Consider the following 15557-nt stretch of genomic DNA (forward strand, 5'->3'; position numbering starts at 1 on the left):
CCTACCGCGCGTATTTCGCGTTCCGGTCCTTCACGCCGGCCGCCATCATCTCGACCGACGACGCAATCCGACGCGCGCGCGTCTCCGGCTTCTTCGCCTCCTCGATCCAGCCGACATACTCCTTGCGATGCGACGGCGCGAGCGCGTCCCAGGTCTTGCTCGCAGCGTGGCTCGTCGCGAGCGCCGCCGCGAGGTCCGAGGGCGCCTGCACGAGCGCCGCCTTCTTCGCCGCGCCCATCTTCCTCGCGCCCGGCGCCACAGCCGAGCTCTCCTTGCGCGCGACCGTCGCCTCGGGCTTGAAGCGCAGCGCCGACCACGTCTCGTCAATCGCGACCTGCGCGACGCCGCCCCAGCCCGCCTCCTCGATCACCTTCCACCCAACGTCCCGCGTGAGATCCGTCTCCACCTTGGAGCTCTTCTTCGGATAAGCGATCCAGAGGACACCGCCGTCGCGCACCGCCGAGATCGCCTTCGGTCCGCCCCTCTCGAGCTCCTTCGCCGTCTCCACGAAGAGGAGCACGACGTCAAACGAGCCGCGCGCCGCTTTCGCGACGCTCACGCCCTCAGGCAAGGGATCGAGCAGCTCCGCGCGCCCGTCCGGAGCGCCGAGCAGAAGGACGCGCGCATTCGGCTTGATCTGGAGTTTTTTGGAGAGAGGGCTCGGGGTGGTGGTCATGGCAAACGCTCGGGCCCCCATGCTACAGGCTTTTCCACGTCCGGGGTGGAACGCGGTTTGCCCCGAGCATGCTCGCGCCACGCGCGCCCTGCCTCGAAGGAGTCACGCATGTACGTCGTGGTCAACACCATCCGGGCGCCCGAAAACGAGCTCGAACGGATCAGGCGGTCCTTCCGCGACACAGCACACGACCTCGACCAGTTCGAAGGATTCCTCGGCGTCGAGCTCTGGCAAGACGAAGGCGCACTCCTCGCAGTCTCCCGCTGGACCACACGCGAAGCCTTCCTCGCCTACCCGCGCTCCGAGCTGTTCCGCAAGCACCACAAAGGCCTCCGCGGCGAGCAGGCAATGACGAGGGCGCAGATCAAGATGTACGAGGCAGAAGCGATCGGCTGAGCGTTGTCTTGATCGAAGGCGCTTCGCTGGGGCTTTGCCCCAGGCCCCACCAGGAGCTGTCCGCTCCTGGACCTGGACCAGCGCCCGCGCTGGACTGAGGGTCGATGAACTGCGCTCCGCGCAGTTCATCGAACAGCCGGGTCAAGACCAGCAACGACACTGCCAGTTAAAACAGCAGCGCTGACGGTTCAACCGGCGACGCGGTACCACCGGCCCCGTGGAAGAACTGCGCATCGCGCAGTTCTTCCATCAGAGGTCCAGGGCTGGCCCTGGTCCGGGTCGAGGGGCGGACAGCCCCCGCGGGGTTCGGGGCAGCGCCCCGACGCGGCGCCCCGAGCTCACCCGCGCGGCGCGGGCGGCAGCGACTTCAGCGTGAGCCGACGGATCTGCTCGACCACGATGGGATCGTGCGGGCGCATCTCCCGCGCTCGTTCGAACAGCAGCCGCGCGCGTGCGGGTTTGTCTGCTTCGCCCTCCCAGCGTGCGGCGAACTCGATGAGACGCTCGAACCGCAGCGTGTCGCTCGGCAGGGCTGCGAGCATGCGTTCCTCGGCGCTCATCACGCCGCGCCAGTCGCGCTCCTTCGCGCAGAGCAGGAGGAGCGATTCGAGCGCGGGGAGATGCCCTGGGCGCAGCGCGAGTGCTTTCTCGAAATCCGAGATCGCGTCCTCGGGCTCGCCGTGCCCTGACCGGAGCTCGCCGATGCGCACGTACATCTCGGCGCGCGCGTGTGGATCGCCGCCGGGCCCGAGCACGGAGAGCGCCTTGCGGAATGCGGCGATCGCGCCGTTCGGATCGCCTTGCGACGCGAGCAGCTCGCCCTCGACGGTGTAGCGCGCGAACGGCGAGATTTCTCGACCCGAGATGGGGCTCGAGATCGGTCCGTCCGTCCCGAGGATCGACGTGCTTCCGCTGCTCGTCATCGGCGGCGGTGGGAGCGAGGCGCCGGGGGGTGCGGCGAGCGGACGCGCCAGCGGGATGACGCGCGGCATGCTGCCCCAGTCTTCGCCTTCGTTGGTCCATGTGAGATCGACGTCGTCTGGCGGCGGCGGCGGATGGAATGTGCGCGGTGGGCGTGGAGGCGCGAGCGAGATCTCGGGCTCGCGTGGGGCTGTCGCTGCGCGCGGCGGCTCTTCGACGGGCGGTGGCGCGGGCGGTGGCGGGGGCAGCGCGGGCGGCGGTGCGGGCGTCGCGCTGCGCGGCAGCACGTCGAGGCGCGGCGCTGGCATCGTGGAGGTCGAGTCGCGCCGCCCCGGTTTGCCCGCGACGAGCTCGAAGCTCACCTTCGCCCGCGCGTGATGCAGGCACGGCACGGACTCGCGCAGCTTGCTCACGAGCCGATCGAAGATGCCTCGCGCGGTCAGGCTCCGCCCGCTCGGCAGCGCGTCGAGCTCCGTGACGATCCCCTGCGCGAGCGGCGTGCCTGCGGCGTCGAGCGTGCGCGGGCGCGCGCCGAGGATGAGCTCGACGCCGCTCGTGACTGGATCGATCGCGGCCTCGGCTGCGCGCACGAGCACCTCGGCGCGCGTGGGATCGAGGCCGAGCTTTGTGTCGACGAGCTCGAGCACGACGAGCTTCGGTCCCGGTGCGCCGTCGCGCAGCACGGCCGCGACGTCCGCGAGCGCGTCACCGACGGTCGGGTTTCGTGGATCGAGGGACAGGAAGAGCTCGCCGTCGATGGAGAGGAGCGCGGAGCACGCCACGTAGAGCATCACGGGGTCGCGGAAGCTCGGCCCGCGCTCGGCGAGCAGCGCCTCGAGCTGTTCGGCAAGGTCGCGGCCGGGATCGGCCTCCACCACCTCGAACGCGGCGTCCTCGCGGCCGAGGCGGCTCTTGAGGTGCCCTGCGCCCGTCGCCGCAAGCGGCGCGCTCATGGCGCCTTCCTGCGCTGAAATCGCGGTGATCAAGACTCGCATCGGGCCCGTGTCCTCGGGGGTTGGTCGCTAGCAGGGCGAATTTACCAGGGATCGCCTCGGATCTCTCGATTTCAGAGAGAGCACGGGAACGGCAGCCTCGGGAGGCGCGAGGCTGGTAAGATGGGATGCGAGTCGCCGTCATGCACCACGCCGTCGAGCTCTTCGTGTCCTCCGCCCCCGGGGATCAGGTGATCCGCGAGGAGCTCTGCGCGCGGCTCGCGGCCTTCGTCGACGCTGGGATCGTCCGGGAGGCCGTGCCTGCGGCCCCCCTGCTGGACACGCGCTCCCGCATCCGCACGGCCGACGTGATCGTGGTGCTCGTGAGCCCCGAGGCCCTCACGCCCGGCTCGATCGTGGAGGCGACCCTCTCCGAGGGGCTCACGATGGAGCGCGACAAGCGGGCCGTGGTGATCCCGCTCCGCGCCCGCGCCGGCGCCCCGGAGCAAGCGGGCCTGCTCTCGGATCGCACCATCTACCCGCGCGATGGGCGCGCCCTCGACGACGCCGAACACCAGGCGGAGAGCTTCGGCGAGGCCATTGCCGGCGTGCTCACGGGCGTCACCCTCTGCCACGTGATGGTCGGAGACTACTTGCTCGAAGACGAGCGCGAGGCCGCGGCCGCGGCCTCCTTCCAGCGTGGCATGACGCTCGCCGAGCGCCTCGCCGAAAGCGCGCCGAACGATCAGGACCACCGCTCCCTCGTCGCGCTCACGCGCGACCGTTACGCCGATGCGCTCCTCGCCGCCGGTGACGGCCCGGGCGCGCTCGCGGCGTACCGGGAAGCGCTCGTCGTGCGGGATCGGCTGGCGCTGGATGCGCCGGACGACGTCGGCCGCCGCCGCGCGCTCGCGCGTTGCCACGAGAGCATCGGCGAGGTGCTGCGCGCGATGGGCGAGAAGCCCGAGGCGCTCGCGGCCTACCGCGCCTGCCTCGTGCTCCGCGAAGATCTCGCCGAGTTGACGTACGACGACGATGCGCGGCGTGATCTCTACGCGACGTACGGCCGCATCGGCCACGTCCTCCGCGCGATGGCGGATCCGCGCGGCGCGCTCGAAGCGTTCCGGACGGGCCTCGCGCTCGCCGCGCGGCTCGCGGCGGAGCAGCCGGACGTGCCGGCGATTCAGGGGGATCACGCGCTCTTCTGCTTCCGCGCGGCCACGGTGCTCGCGGAGGGGACGTCGGCCGAGCGGCTGGAGGCGCGCTCGCTCTTGCGCCGCGCGCTCGCGATTTACCGTGTCCTCGAAGAGCGAGGCCTCCTCACGGAGGCGCAGGCGATCTGGCCGCCCGCCGTCGAAGCGCTGCTCGTCACGCTCGGCACATGACTTGACGCCCGCTCGCCGGGGCGCTTCCGTCGATCCTCATGAGCAGCGGGCGTTTTGCGGGCAAGGTTGTCCTCGTGACGGGGGCGGGCAGCGGCATCGGGCGGGCGACGGCGCTCGCGTTCGCCAAGGAGGGCGCGGAGCTCATCGTGTGCGACGTCAACACGTCGTCGCTCGACGAGGTCGAGACGGCAGCGCGCGCGCATGGCCGGAGCGTGCTCGCGCGCAAGGTCGACGTGTCGAGCGCCGCGGCGATGCAGAGCTTCGCGGACGAGGTGCACGCCGCGTTTCCTGCGGTCGACGTGCTCGTCAACAACGCGGGCGTCGCGGTCACGGGTGGCCTGCGCGACACCACGCTCGAGGACTGGAACTGGGTGATGGGCATCAACGTGATGGGCGTCGTGCACGGCTGTCACTTCTTCGTGCCGCGCATGATCGAGCGTGATCGCGGCGGCCACGTCGTCAACATCGCCTCGGTCGCGGGGCTCGCGGGCAGCCGCCTGCTCGTCGCCTACTCCACGACGAAGTTCGCCGTCGTCGGCTTCTCCGAGTCGCTGCGCGCCGACCTGCGTCGGCACCGCATCGGCGTCACCGCGATCTGCCCCGGGTTCATCCGGACGAACATCAACGAGGCGGGCCGCCGCCGCGGCCGCTTGGCCGAGCCCGCGGCGCTCGAGCGCTCGCGCCGCCTGATGGAGCGCGGCGCCTCGCCGGATCTCGTCGCCGAGAAGATCATGAACGCCGTCGAGCGCGATCAGGGCCTCGTCCCCGTGACGAAAGAGGCGCACCTTCTCTATGCGCTCAAACGTTCGTCGCCGGATCTGCTCGCCGCGATCTGGCGCCGCCTCGAAGCCTGGCAAGCGCCCGAGCTGTGACGGTTGTCCCCTCTTCGCCCCTCTCCCGAGAGGAAGGGGCGTCGGGGGTGAGCGATGCGTTCCGCGATGGCACGCCACGTGTAGCGCTTCGGCTTCGCGCGCATGAGGGGGGCGGACGCGCGCGGGAGGCACGGTGAGCCATGCGCATCGCGATGATCTCGACTCCATTCATCCGCATGCCACCCGTAGGCTACGGCGGAACCGAGCTCTTCTGTTACGAGCTCGCCGAGGAGCTCGACACCCGCGGCCACGCCGTCACGGTGTTCACGACGGGCGACTCCATCACGAGCTGCCGCAAGCGCGCGCTCTACCATCGCCCCGTCTGGCCCCCCACGGCCGCAGACGAGGTCAACCACGTGGCCTGGGCGCTCGCCGAGATCGCGCGCGGCAGCTTCGACGTCGTCCACCTGAACAGCCCGCTCGGCATCCCGCTCTCCGCCTTCGCGCGTGTGCCGATCGTGTACACGTTGCACCACCACCGCGACGAATCGTTCTCTCGGATCTACGCGTCGCACCCGCAGGTCTTCCACGTGGCGATCAGCCGGCGTCAGCTCGAGCTCGAGGTCCCGCTCCTCCGCGCGCGCGTCATCCACCACGGCCTCTCGCCGAGCCGATATCCGCCGAGCCTGCACGACGAGGGCTACCTCGCGCACATCGGGCGCTACTGCGAGGAGAAGGGCACGCACCTCGCCCTCGACGTCGCGCGGCTCGTGGACATGCCCATCCACCTCGGCGGCCGCACGCACCCGCAAGATCGGACCTTCTTCGAGGAGAACATCGCGCCGCGGCTCGATCTCCCGGGCGTCGTCGATCATGGAGAAGTCGACCACGAGCAGAAAATTCGGATCCTCTCGGGTGCGCGCGCGCTCGTGTGTCCCCTCCTCTGGGAGGAGCCGTTTGGCCTCGTCGCCGTCGAGGCCATGCTGTGCGGCACGCCCGTGATCGGCTTTTCGCGCGGGTCCTTCCCGGAGATCGTCGACGAGGGCATCACCGGCTTCCTCGTCCCCCCGGACGACGTCGAAGCCCTCGCTCGCGTCGCCGTTTCGCCCGAGCTCGCGCGCTTCGACCGGGGCCGGTGTGCGCGCCGCGCCCGCGACCGGTTCAGCACCTCGGTCATGGCGACCGCGTACGAGTCGGTCTACCGCCGCGCCGCCGCCGCGGGGAGCGCGGCCCGCGCGCGTGTCGCTTGAGCGGTGCCGTTCCCGGTAGACAACGCGCCGCATCTCGACTGAAGTCGCTGGTCATGCGCTGGTTCGTCACTCCAATCGTTTTCGTCGTCCTCGCGGGCTGCGGGGCAACGCAACCTGCAGGCGGCTCGGGACAAAGCGAGACCGGTGGGCCTTCCGCGACAGGCGAGCAAGGGTCCTCCGACGGGAAGCCTTCCGAGGGCAACCTGGCCGAGGGCAAACCGAAGGATCCGGCCACGCTACCGCTCTCGGGCACGCTCTCGAACGAGCAGATCCAGGCGGCGGTGAACGAGAACGCGAAGGCGTTCGACAGTTGCTACACGCTCGGCGCGGACAAGGACGGCAAGCTCTCCGGCACGGTCACGGTGCAAGCGACCGTCGGTCCGCTCGGCACGGTGAACGTGGCGAGCGTGAAGGAGTCGACCGTGAAGAACCCGAAGGTCGGCGACTGCGTGCGCGACGCGTTCAAGACGGTCAAGTTCCCGCGCCCGGCCGGCGGTGGCACGGTGATGATCACCTACCCGATGACGTTCGGCGGCGAAGTCGTCATCAAGAAGTGACGCGGCTCCCGCCGAGCAGCGCAGGCAGGACGTCCTCGGCGCGCCCGAGGACGACGTCGTCGAAGTAGGGGTTCGGCGGCGACGGCGGCTCGAGGTTCACGAGGATCGTGCGCGCGCCGGCGTAGTCGGCCTCGCGCACGTACGCCGCGGCGGGGAACACGACGCCGCTCGTGCCGGCGGCGACGAACACGTTCGACGCGCGGAGCCGTGGATCTCGAGGACGCACGGCGCGCCGGCGCGCTGGTGCAAGCTGTCGACGTTCTGCGTGATCACCACGACGTGGCCCTCGGGCCTCGCGCGGGCGAAGGCGGCGAGTGTATCGCGGGAGCGGGAAGGTCGTGTTCTCGACGGAGGGAACGACTGCGCCGGCCTTTCAGCAGAAGATCGAGCAGAAGAAGTCTTCGACGTCGTCGATGGCGTCGCTGATGTCTCCGATGGCCGAATCGAAGGCCGAGATCACGGCCGAGCCCGCCTGCGTCTTCGACCATTGCGCGAGATCCCCGGCGGCGTTCACCGACGGCGAGATCATCTTGTCGGAGGCCAGGTCGACGGCGGTGTCAATCGTCGCGCCCACGGTCGAGGCCGTTCCACCCAGCTCGATCACCGACTGACGACCGGCGTCCATCGTCCAGATGTAGGCCGCGCCCGCGACGGCGTCCGCTTGGTGGCTCACGACGAGCGCAGCGTCATCGAACGCATTCAGCGAGACCAAGTGTACGTCGTGGCTCCACGCGATGCCGAGGTCGCCCAGGTGCCGCGACGCCTCGAAAAGAGAGCCGGCCGAAGAGCCCCTCACGGCGTTCCACGCTTGCACCGCGTCGCTGCCCTTCACGTACAGGGTCACACCGACGGGCGTACCGAGGAGCGGCACGCTGAAGCCGTATTGATCGTTCTCGCCAAACTTCAGCTCGCCGTAGAGGCCGACACCAACGCCCGTGGTAATCGCACCCGTCGTCCCCGTCGGATCCCCCACGCTCCTCGTCACCACGTACAGGTTCGCTTCGGCGCCGAAGGCCATACCATCGTTCCGGAACATCGCGGCCGCGCTTCCCGAAGGGCCGATCGTCAATGTCGTGTCGACACCGAGCGCGTTCTGCGAGACGCCCGTGAGGGTGAAGGCCGAGCCCGAAGCCCGGAGGCCATTCCGCGAAGCCTCGAAATCGCCTTCGTACGTGTCCACGTGGTACGTGCGGTTCTGGCCCTGGTTCGGGATGCTGCTGCGCGCAGCCACGAGCTCGTGCGCGTCGATCGCCGTGCCCAGGTCGGTGTGCGGCAAGAGATCGGAGACCGTCTCTTTCAGGCTCGTCTGCTGGGCGGGGCTCAGCGTCTCCCAGAAATCCGTGCCCGCGCCGTAACTGTAACCCAGGTGCGGCAGCGCCTCGGCGATCACGAAAGGATCGTACACGAGAAACCCTCCGCCGCCGGGGTTCTCCGTGACGAGGACGAGCTCACGCGTGCCGTCGTTGTTCACGTCCTGGTTGACGAACCTCATCGTCGGCACGGAAGCCAGGTCGACGACCGGCTCGATGCCCCAGGCGGTCGACGTCCAGGTGGTCACGCCCTGCGGCGTGTCGGGGCGGTGCAGGAAATCGCCCCTCCAGGACCGAAGACCAGCGCCCTCACCGCCGTAGTTTTCGGGCCACCACCCACCCTGGTCCCAGGTCGTGACGCGCGGCTCGGCGTCGCTGTCGGGGCGGTGCAGGTAATCGCCTTTCCACGACCGGAGCTGGACCATCCCGTTGTCCATGCACTCGACCCTCCAGATGCTGCCGTAGCGTCTGTCGCCGGTCGTGACGCCATTCTCGGCGCGGGACAGATAGTCGCCCTTCCACGACTTCACGCGCACGCTGTCGCCACAGGCGGAGGTGCCCAGCACGATGACCTCCGCCGTCCACTCGAGCTCGCCGTCTTCGTAGGCCGTGATGCGCGGCTCGGCTCGGCCGGCGGGGCGATGCAGGAAGTCGTTCCGCCACGACCTCAATTTGAATTTGCCCCCGGTGGTCGGTACGACGGTCCACTCGCCTTGATCCCAGGTGCCGATGGCTGGCTGGACGTCGCCGGCGGGGCGGTGCAAATAGTCGCCCTTCCACGACCGGAGCTGAATGGTTCCGTTGTTCGTGCATTCGACGGCCCAGACGCTGCCGCCGACGTGACTCCACGTGGTGACGCTGTGCGCGTCGTCGGGGCGGTGCAGGTAATCGCCTTGCCACGATCGGAGGCGCACCTTGTCGCCGCAGCGGGCCGGGCCCATCACCGGGCCGCCCGCGCTGGCGGCCATGGCGACGACCCCGTAGGCCTCGCCGACGAAGGTCCAGTCGTTGCCCGTGGCAGCGCCGAGGGCGCCACGCCTGTGCAGCGCGCCGTTGGTGGCCGCATACAACGAGCCGTTGTAGCTCGCCAGGCCGGTGACGCCGTAGGCCTCGCCCGCAAAGGACCAGCTCGGGGCCGTCGTGGGGCCCATGCGGTCGAGCACCCAGAGCCCATTGCTCGAGGCCACGATCAGCATTCCGTTGTGGGACGTCATTGCGGTGACCCCTTGGGCGGGGCCGATCCAGGTCCAGTCATTGCCCGTCCCGGGGTCGGTGGAGCCGCGGCGAAAGAGCCCGTCGCTCGTCGTCATGTAAAGCGAGCCATGGAAGGACGCCATGGCCGTGCCCCCGGAGGCCTCGCCGATCGCGACCCAGCCTCCGGAACCCAGGGTGTCGCGTTTGTAGAGGTAGCCGCCGGCGATGACGTAAAGCTCGCTATTGTGAACGGCCATGGCCGTGACCCCGCTGGCTCCGTCGACGACGGTCCAGTCGTTGCCCGTCGCGGGGCCAATGGCGCCGCGCCTGTGGATCGAGCCGTTGGCGGCGACGAACAGCCCTTGGGTCACGAGCTCCTGCCGCGCCTCGGACACCTCCTCCTCCGCCTCGAGCGCGGGCGCGCCGTCGGCCGCGCACCCGAGGGGCAGCAGCGCCGCAGCAAAGAGCGAGAGCACATGGGGGAACACGCGACGTGAAGGAGTGAGTTTCATGCGAAGCTTCCCTGTGGGTGGGTGTCTTTGGGTTGGCCGAGCGGAGGCCGATGTCGTGGCGACGCTTCAGCAACCCTCGTACCGTTCGACTCGAGCCGCGCATGCACGTGATTTCCCGCGGAATACGTCCCGCGAGGCTCCTTTGCTTGGTGGCCGGCCACTGGCCGGCCACCCGCGCGCCATCGTTCGGCGCACGTCCGCCGCCGATCATGGCGCGCTGGCGACGCGGTAGAATCGCGCTCATGCCCACCCCTCCTGTTGAAGCTCCTTCCGGCGGCAAGACGCAGGACGAGAGGAATTCCGACGCGACCCTCGGCTACACGTCCGAGCAATCGCTCTGGCGCGCAGCGACGGTCCTCGACGAGCACGTCGAGCCGGACACCATCTCGGGGAGCGACAGCGACGTGACGGCCATCGTGGAGCCTGGAAAGCGCTACCAGATCCGCGAGGTGCTCGGGGTCGGCGGCATGGGGGAGGTGCGCCTCTGCCGCGACGAGGCCATCGGACGTGATGTCGCGCAAAAGACGCTCCTCGCATCCGCCGCCGGCAAGGGGCGCGCGGAGCGGCGCTTTTTGCGGGAGGTGCGGGTGCAGGGCCAGCTCGAGCACCCGTCGGTCGTGCCGGTCTACGACATGGGCGTCGGCCCCGACGGCAAGACGTTCTTCACGATGCGACGGGTCCAGGGACAAACGCTCGCGGAGGTCCTGCAAGCGCACGCGCGCGGGGACGCGTCGATGCGGGCCGCGCACACGAGGCGCAGGCTGCTCGAGGCCTTCACCCGGGTCTGCCTCGCCGTGGACTACGCGCATACCCGAGGCGTGCTGCACCGGGATCTGAAGCCCTCGAACATCATGCTCGGCGCCTTCGGCGAGGTCTACGTGCTCGACTGGGGGATCGCGAAGCTCGTCGCCGAAGGCGCGGCGGACGCGCCGGTGAGCAGCCCAGGCGCCGTGGCGGGGACGCCCGGGTACATGTCCCGGGAGCAGATGCTCGGCCTGGATGGCGAGCAGGACGCGCGCGCCGACGTGTATTCCCTCGGCGCAATCCTCTACGAGATCCTGACGCTCCGCCCGCTTCACCGAGGCAGCCGGGAGCAGATCGAGGCGTCCACGCTGCATGGCGCGGACGCCCGCGCGTCTGCCGTGGCGCCCGACGTTCCGCCGGAGCTCGACGCGATCTGCGTCCGCGCGACGTCCGCCGATCGAAACCAGCGGTTCGCGAGCGCGCGCGAGCTCTGCGACGCGGTGGAGCGCTACCTCGACGGCGATCGGGACCTCGAGCGCCGTCGCGAGCTCGCCGCGCACCACGTCGAGCGCGGCCGGGAGGCGTTCGAGCGATCGAAGCGCGAGGACGCCGGCGCCGCCGAGGCCACGCGAGCCGCCGCGATGCGCGAAGTGATCAAAGCGCTGGCGCTCGATCCGGAGGAGGCCGACGCCCGCGGGCTTTTGGTAAAACTGCTGCTCGAGACCCCCGAGCACCTGCCTGCGGGCGTCGAGACCGAGATGGCCGAGGCGGCGCGCATGAGCCGGCTGCATACCGCGCGCTTCGGCATCTACGCGCTGGTGGGATGGACCGCCACGATCCCCGTCGTCGTGTGGATGGGTGTCCTCGACATGGGGTCGTTCGCCGTGACGTCGGTGCTCTGCGTCCTCTCGGCGCTCTACGCCATCTGGATCTGGCGGAGCCGCGGCGCGACGCAGAGGCAGCTCGTCGTGCTCGCCACCGGGGTCGCCGCGACGTGCGCAGCGCTGAGCTGCTGGCTCGGTCCGTTCATCCTCACGCCCACCGCGGCGGCCACGACGACGATCTGGTTCACGCTGCACGCCGAGCGGCGCGAGCGCTGGATCGTGGCGCTGCTCGGCGGGCTCGCGATCCTCGTCCCGTTCCTCCTCGAGCTCGTGGGCTTTCTCCCCCGCTCCTTCAGCTTCGAAGCGGGCCACCTCGTTTTGCACGCCCGGACCGTGCGCCTCGCGCACCCCGGCACCACGCTCGCGCTCCTCTACGCGAGCGTGACGTTCACCGTGCTCCAGCCGGTGCTGCTCGGCGGGCTGCGCGAGGCGCTGAGCGCCGCGGAGCGCAAGCTCTTCCTCCAGGCCTGGCACCTCCGGCAGCTCGCCCCCGCGGCAGCCAGCCGGGCCCCCCAATGACGCCCTTGGATCGCCTGTTCGCTGGCCTGCACCCGTGCCTATAATGGCCACGTTGAAGACGGAGACGCTCGACGACGCGCTGGGGTTTTCCGCGGGCACAGCCGTAGGGACCCACCCGGGGCTCGTGGTCGTGCACGCCGGCGGGCAGCCTCAGCATCTCGTGCTCCCGTTCCCCAAGGGCGAACGCGCGATGGAGCTCGGTCGCGACGAGCTCGCGGCAGCGGCGATCCCGGACGGGCGTGTGTCGCGGCGCCACGTGCGCATCGAGCTCGACGGCGAGCGCTGGATCGTCCGTGATCTCGGCAGCCGAAACGGGACGTTCGTCGGGGGGCGGCAGGTGCAGAGCGCGCGCAACCTGAGCGAGTGCGTGGTGCGGATCGGCCACACCGTGATGCTCCCCGTCGGCGATCGCCGGCCCTACGAGTCGCGCCCGCTCGTGGTCGACGCCAGAGCGGTGATGGGTTCTTCGCTGCAAATGCTGCGGGAGCGCGTGGCGCTGATCGCGCGGAGCGGCGCGAACCTCCTCGTCCTCGGCGAGAGCGGCGCGGGCAAGGAGCTCTGCGCGGAGGCCTTCCACGCGGCCTCGGCCCCAGGCCCGAGCCGTCCCTTCGTCGCGGTCAACTGCGCCACGATCCAGAAGGAGCTCGCCGAGCGCATCCTCTTCGGCGCCCGCCGCGGCGCGTACACCGGCGCCGTGACGGACACGGTGGGCCTCGTCCAAGCGGCCGACGGCGGGACGTTGTTCCTCGACGAGGTCGCCGAGCTCGATCCGGGCGTGCAGGCCAAGCTGCTGCGCGTCCTCGAGACGAAGCGGGTCACGCCGCTCGGCGCCGTCCACCCGATCGAGGTCGATGTGCGCGTGTGCGCGGCGACGCACAAGGATCTGCGGGTCGAGGTGACGGAGGGGCGCTTCCGTGGGGATCTGTACTTCCGCATCGGCCGGCCCGAGGTGCGCCTCCCGCCGCTGCGCGAGCGCAGCGAGGAGATCCCGTGGCTCATCGAGCGTGCGCTCGCGTCCGTCGGCGAGGACGCGGCGAAGGTGACGGCGGGTGCTGGGTTTGTCGAGGCCTGCATGCTCCGGCCGTGGCCCGGCAACGTGCGCGAGCTCCTGGCCGAGGTGAAGATCGCGGCGCTCTCGGCGACGGCCGCTCGCCGCGCGAGCCTCCTCGCGGAGGATCTGGACGAGGAAGCCGGGCGCGCGCTCGTGCCCGTCGACGCGCCGGAAGCCGACGCGCGGCTCGATACGCCGGCGCCCGAGCCCGACGCCATCGAGGCGGCGCTCCGCGCGGAGCAGGGCAACGTCGCGCGCGCGGCAGCCCGCCTCGGCGTCACCCGTGGCCGGGTGCGGCGGTTCATCGAGCGGCAGGGGCTCGACGTGCGGGCGCTCCGCTCGGGCTGACGTTCGCGCGCTCGTCACCATGGCTCTCCGACCGTCGCGAGCGCGGTGAGGATGCGCTCTGCCGGTCGCGCGCGCCGCGGCTCCATCAAGCGCAGAGGATCGATGGGGGCGAAGAGAATCGCGGCGGGGCGCGTCTCGAAATGCAGATGCGTGACACCTTTCGCGTTCCCGCTGTCACCCACGTAGCCGAGGAGCGTTCCTTTCGAGACGATTTGCCCGACGTGAAGGCCCGGGGCGTAGTCATTGAGGTGCGCATAAAAGAAAAGCAGCGCCCCGTGACCCAGCACGAATACCACCTTGCCGCCGCGCGGCTGCTTCTCGATCGACACCACGATCCCCCACGCGGCGCTGCGCACCGGCGTGCCACGTGGCGCGAGGATGTCGATGCCCTGATGTCGGGAGCGGCCGCCGTCGCGCGGCGCGCCGAAGGACGGCGGAATGCGAGCGAGCGGCACGCCGTCGACCGGCGGGTGAAGAACACCGCTCCCGAATGCATAGGCGCACCAGAGCAAAAGCTGGCCGAACACGAAGACCGCGAGCGCGACCCTGCGTGGCCGGAAGCGCCTCTTCGGCGCGGTCGTCGCGCTCTGGGGCGCGGGCGGCGGCATTTCTTTCATCGAACGACGGGCGCGCTCGCGGCCTGCTTCTTTTCGGCGCGCCGCACCCCGATTTGCGACAGCCGCAACGGCGCCTCCCCCGGATCCGGGTGCACGATCCGCCCCTCTCCCTCGATCGGCGCCGACGCCGGCTCGTTGCCCGTGAGCTGCTTCAGCCCGTAAAACCCGTTCATCGCGGCCGACAACATCATCCCGCCGCGGCTCAATTGCCGGGCTCCGCGCGCGAGCCGATCCCGCACCAGCGCCGGCGAGAACGCGCGGTTCCAGAGCCGCCGGTGCGCCGCGAGCAGCTCGTCGGGCGTCATCTTGGCGGGCCGGAAGGCCACCCCATAACCGCTGTAATGGGGCCAATCGCGCTCCGTGAGGATCCGGCCGTCGCGCAGGTGCTCATCATAAAGAGGCGTGCCGCGGAAGGGCGTCAGCACGCTCAGGAACGGCACGTCCACGCCCACGGCATTGAGGCGATCCGCGGTGGCGGCGATCGTCTCCGGCGTTTGATCGTCGAACCCCGAAATGAAGCCGGCCATCACGCAGATCCCCCGATCGTGCAGGCGATCGATCGCGTCGCGGTACTCGCGCACCCGGTTCTGGCGTTTGTCGACGCTGCGCAGATCCGCCTCGTCGAGGCTCTCGATGCCGAGGAAGATGCCGATGCACCCGGACCGCTCCATGAGGTCGAGCAGCTCCCGATCCTTGACGATGTCGATCGACGCCTGCGTCAGCCACCACCGATCGAGGCCGATCATCGCGCGCAGCAGGTCCTTGGCCCAGCGGCGCTGGACGAGGAGGTTATCGTCCCAGAACCAGGCGATCTTGTCCTGCCAGAAGCGAGGAAAACGCGTCGTCGCGATGTCGCGCACGACCTCGTCAATCGGGCGCACGCGGAAGCCCGGGTTCAGGTCGGGCACGGTGCAAAAACTGCACGTGAAAGGGCAACCCCGCGTCGCCTGGAGGACGCGCGGGACGAGGAAGCGGTCTTCGAGCAAATCGTACCGGGGCGTCGGCAATCCGGCGAGGTTCGCCGGCTCCCCGCGGTACACGCGGCGCGCCGTTCCCCGCTCGAGATCACGCAGCACCTCGGGCCACACCGACTCCGCCTCCCCCGTGACCACCACGTCGACGTGGGAAAGGGCCTCCTCGGTCCAGTACGAGACGTGCGGCCCGCCCGCGACGACGCGCACGCCGAGCGCGCGGTAACGATCGGCGAGCTGATACGCGCGGCGGGCGAATCCCGAAAAGAAAGAGAGGGCGACGACGTCCGGCGTGGCATCGACGGGGACGGGACGCACCTGCTCGTGAATGACCTCCACCTCGTGCTCGGAGGGGGTGATCGCCGCGAGGTGGATTCCCGTGACCGGCGGGACGAAATGCCATTGATGACCGCGGCGGTAGCGGGGCACGTAATCGACGACGATCCTCACCTTCATCGTGGCTCACCTCCAGCAGGAC

Annotated in this window: 13 protein-coding genes and 1 pseudogene; 7 read left to right on the top strand and 7 right to left on the bottom strand. The window is 70.1% G+C overall.

All coding sequences use genetic code 11. The features are described from left to right. Position 1: 1 nt before the first annotated feature. Positions 2-676: a YdeI/OmpD-associated family protein gene (locus QHF85_RS19990; protein ID WP_281328832.1), complete on the bottom strand. Its 675-nt coding sequence runs from the start codon at positions 674-676 to the stop codon at positions 2-4. Between the two features lie 108 nt (positions 677-784). On the opposite strand from QHF85_RS19990, the gene QHF85_RS19995 reads away from it, so the two are divergent. Further along, positions 785-1072 carry an antibiotic biosynthesis monooxygenase family protein gene (locus QHF85_RS19995; protein ID WP_281328833.1) on the top strand — a complete coding sequence of 96 codons (288 nt, stop codon included), beginning with the start codon at positions 785-787 and terminating at the stop codon, positions 1070-1072. Positions 1073-1410: 338 nt separating this feature from the next. Here QHF85_RS19995 and QHF85_RS20000 read toward each other — a convergent pair whose 3' ends face one another. Then, a complete protein-coding gene (locus QHF85_RS20000) occupies positions 1411-2946 on the bottom strand; it encodes a tetratricopeptide repeat protein (protein ID WP_281328834.1) in 1536 nt (511 codons plus the stop codon). 182 nt (positions 2947-3128) lie between these two features. Here QHF85_RS20000 and QHF85_RS20005 point away from each other — a divergent pair, with 182 nt between their 5' ends. The 4 genes from QHF85_RS20005 (at position 3129) to QHF85_RS20020 (ending at position 6929) form a co-directional block, all read left to right on the top strand. Beyond that, positions 3129-4310, top strand: coding sequence for a hypothetical protein (locus QHF85_RS20005; RefSeq protein WP_281328835.1), 1182 nt, complete (start codon positions 3129-3131; stop codon positions 4308-4310). A 38-nt stretch (positions 4311-4348) separates the two neighbouring features. Further along, the gene (locus QHF85_RS20010; protein WP_281328836.1) at positions 4349-5182 is read left to right on the top strand and encodes an SDR family NAD(P)-dependent oxidoreductase; all 834 of its coding nucleotides are present in this window, start codon (positions 4349-4351) and stop codon (positions 5180-5182) included. A 140-nt stretch (positions 5183-5322) separates the two neighbouring features. Then, a complete protein-coding gene (locus QHF85_RS20015; RefSeq protein ID WP_281328837.1) occupies positions 5323-6372 on the top strand; it encodes a glycosyltransferase family 4 protein in 1050 nt (349 codons plus the stop codon). A 53-nt stretch (positions 6373-6425) separates the two neighbouring features. Further along, the gene (locus tag QHF85_RS20020; RefSeq protein ID WP_281328838.1) at positions 6426-6929 is read left to right on the top strand and encodes an AgmX/PglI C-terminal domain-containing protein; all 504 of its coding nucleotides are present in this window, start codon (positions 6426-6428) and stop codon (positions 6927-6929) included. Here the strand turns inward: QHF85_RS20020 and QHF85_RS20025 are convergent. The 3 genes and pseudogenes from QHF85_RS20025 to QHF85_RS20030 all read right to left on the bottom strand — a co-directional run bounded on the left by QHF85_RS20025 (position 6919) and on the right by QHF85_RS20030 (position 9945). Then, positions 6919-7155: a hypothetical protein gene (locus QHF85_RS20025; RefSeq protein WP_281328839.1), complete on the bottom strand. Its 237-nt coding sequence runs from the start codon at positions 7153-7155 to the stop codon at positions 6919-6921. The two genes, QHF85_RS20020 and QHF85_RS20025, sit on opposite strands and share 11 nt — an antisense overlap. A gap of 17 nt (positions 7156-7172) precedes the next feature. After that, positions 7173-7373: pseudogene (locus QHF85_RS49820) on the bottom strand (hypothetical protein); the annotation flags it as partial. Continuing rightward, positions 7303-9945 (bottom strand): hypothetical protein, encoded by a 2643-nt coding sequence (locus QHF85_RS20030; protein ID WP_281328840.1) that lies wholly within the window; start codon positions 9943-9945, stop codon positions 7303-7305. The gene QHF85_RS20030 and the pseudogene QHF85_RS49820, both read right to left, overlap by 71 nt. Before the next feature lie 242 nt (positions 9946-10187). Between QHF85_RS20030 and QHF85_RS20035 the strand changes: the two genes are divergently transcribed. Then, a complete protein-coding gene (locus QHF85_RS20035; RefSeq protein ID WP_281328841.1) occupies positions 10188-12092 on the top strand; it encodes a protein kinase in 1905 nt (634 codons plus the stop codon). A gap of 52 nt (positions 12093-12144) precedes the next feature. Beyond that, entirely contained in the window at positions 12145-13491 is a 1347-nt protein-coding gene (locus QHF85_RS20040; protein ID WP_281328842.1) for a sigma 54-interacting transcriptional regulator, read from the top strand. Between the two features lie 14 nt (positions 13492-13505). On the opposite strand, the gene QHF85_RS20045 is transcribed toward QHF85_RS20040, so the two are convergent. Together QHF85_RS20045 and QHF85_RS20050 are read right to left on the bottom strand one after the other, a co-directional pair. After that, the gene (locus tag QHF85_RS20045) at positions 13506-14108 is read right to left on the bottom strand and encodes a M23 family metallopeptidase (protein ID WP_281328843.1); all 603 of its coding nucleotides are present in this window, start codon (positions 14106-14108) and stop codon (positions 13506-13508) included. Then, positions 14105-15535 carry a radical SAM protein gene (locus tag QHF85_RS20050; protein ID WP_281328844.1) on the bottom strand — a complete coding sequence of 477 codons (1431 nt, stop codon included), beginning with the start codon at positions 15533-15535 and terminating at the stop codon, positions 14105-14107. The genes QHF85_RS20045 and QHF85_RS20050 overlap by 4 nt, the downstream gene beginning before the upstream one ends. Between the last annotated feature and the right edge of the window lie 22 nt (positions 15536-15557).

Source organism: Polyangium sp. 6x1 (assembly GCF_029946515.1).
Lineage (GTDB): Bacteria > Myxococcota_A > Polyangia > Polyangiales > Polyangiaceae > Polyangium.

Excerpts from the sequence above, each read along its gene's own strand:
- QHF85_RS20000 (WP_281328834.1), bottom strand. The coding sequence starts at position 2,946 with ATGAGCGCGCCGCTTGCGGCGACGGGCGCAGGGCACCTCAAGAGCCGC.
- QHF85_RS20035 (WP_281328841.1), top strand. The coding sequence starts at position 10,188 with ATGCCCACCCCTCCTGTTGAAGCTCCTTCCGGCGGCAAGACGCAGGAC.
- QHF85_RS20030 (WP_281328840.1), bottom strand. The coding sequence starts at position 9,945 with ATGAAACTCACTCCTTCACGTCGCGTGTTCCCCCATGTGCTCTCGCTC.
- QHF85_RS20045 (WP_281328843.1), bottom strand. The coding sequence starts at position 14,108 with ATGAAAGAAATGCCGCCGCCCGCGCCCCAGAGCGCGACGACCGCGCCG.
- QHF85_RS20010 (WP_281328836.1), top strand. The coding sequence starts at position 4,349 with ATGAGCAGCGGGCGTTTTGCGGGCAAGGTTGTCCTCGTGACGGGGGCG.
- QHF85_RS19990 (WP_281328832.1), bottom strand. The coding sequence starts at position 676 with ATGACCACCACCCCGAGCCCTCTCTCCAAAAAACTCCAGATCAAGCCG.
- QHF85_RS20020 (WP_281328838.1), top strand. The coding sequence starts at position 6,426 with ATGCGCTGGTTCGTCACTCCAATCGTTTTCGTCGTCCTCGCGGGCTGC.
- QHF85_RS20050 (WP_281328844.1), bottom strand. The coding sequence starts at position 15,535 with ATGAAGGTGAGGATCGTCGTCGATTACGTGCCCCGCTACCGCCGCGGT.
- QHF85_RS19995 (WP_281328833.1), top strand. The coding sequence starts at position 785 with ATGTACGTCGTGGTCAACACCATCCGGGCGCCCGAAAACGAGCTCGAA.
- QHF85_RS20015 (WP_281328837.1), top strand. The coding sequence starts at position 5,323 with ATGCGCATCGCGATGATCTCGACTCCATTCATCCGCATGCCACCCGTA.
- QHF85_RS20005 (WP_281328835.1), top strand. The coding sequence starts at position 3,129 with ATGCACCACGCCGTCGAGCTCTTCGTGTCCTCCGCCCCCGGGGATCAG.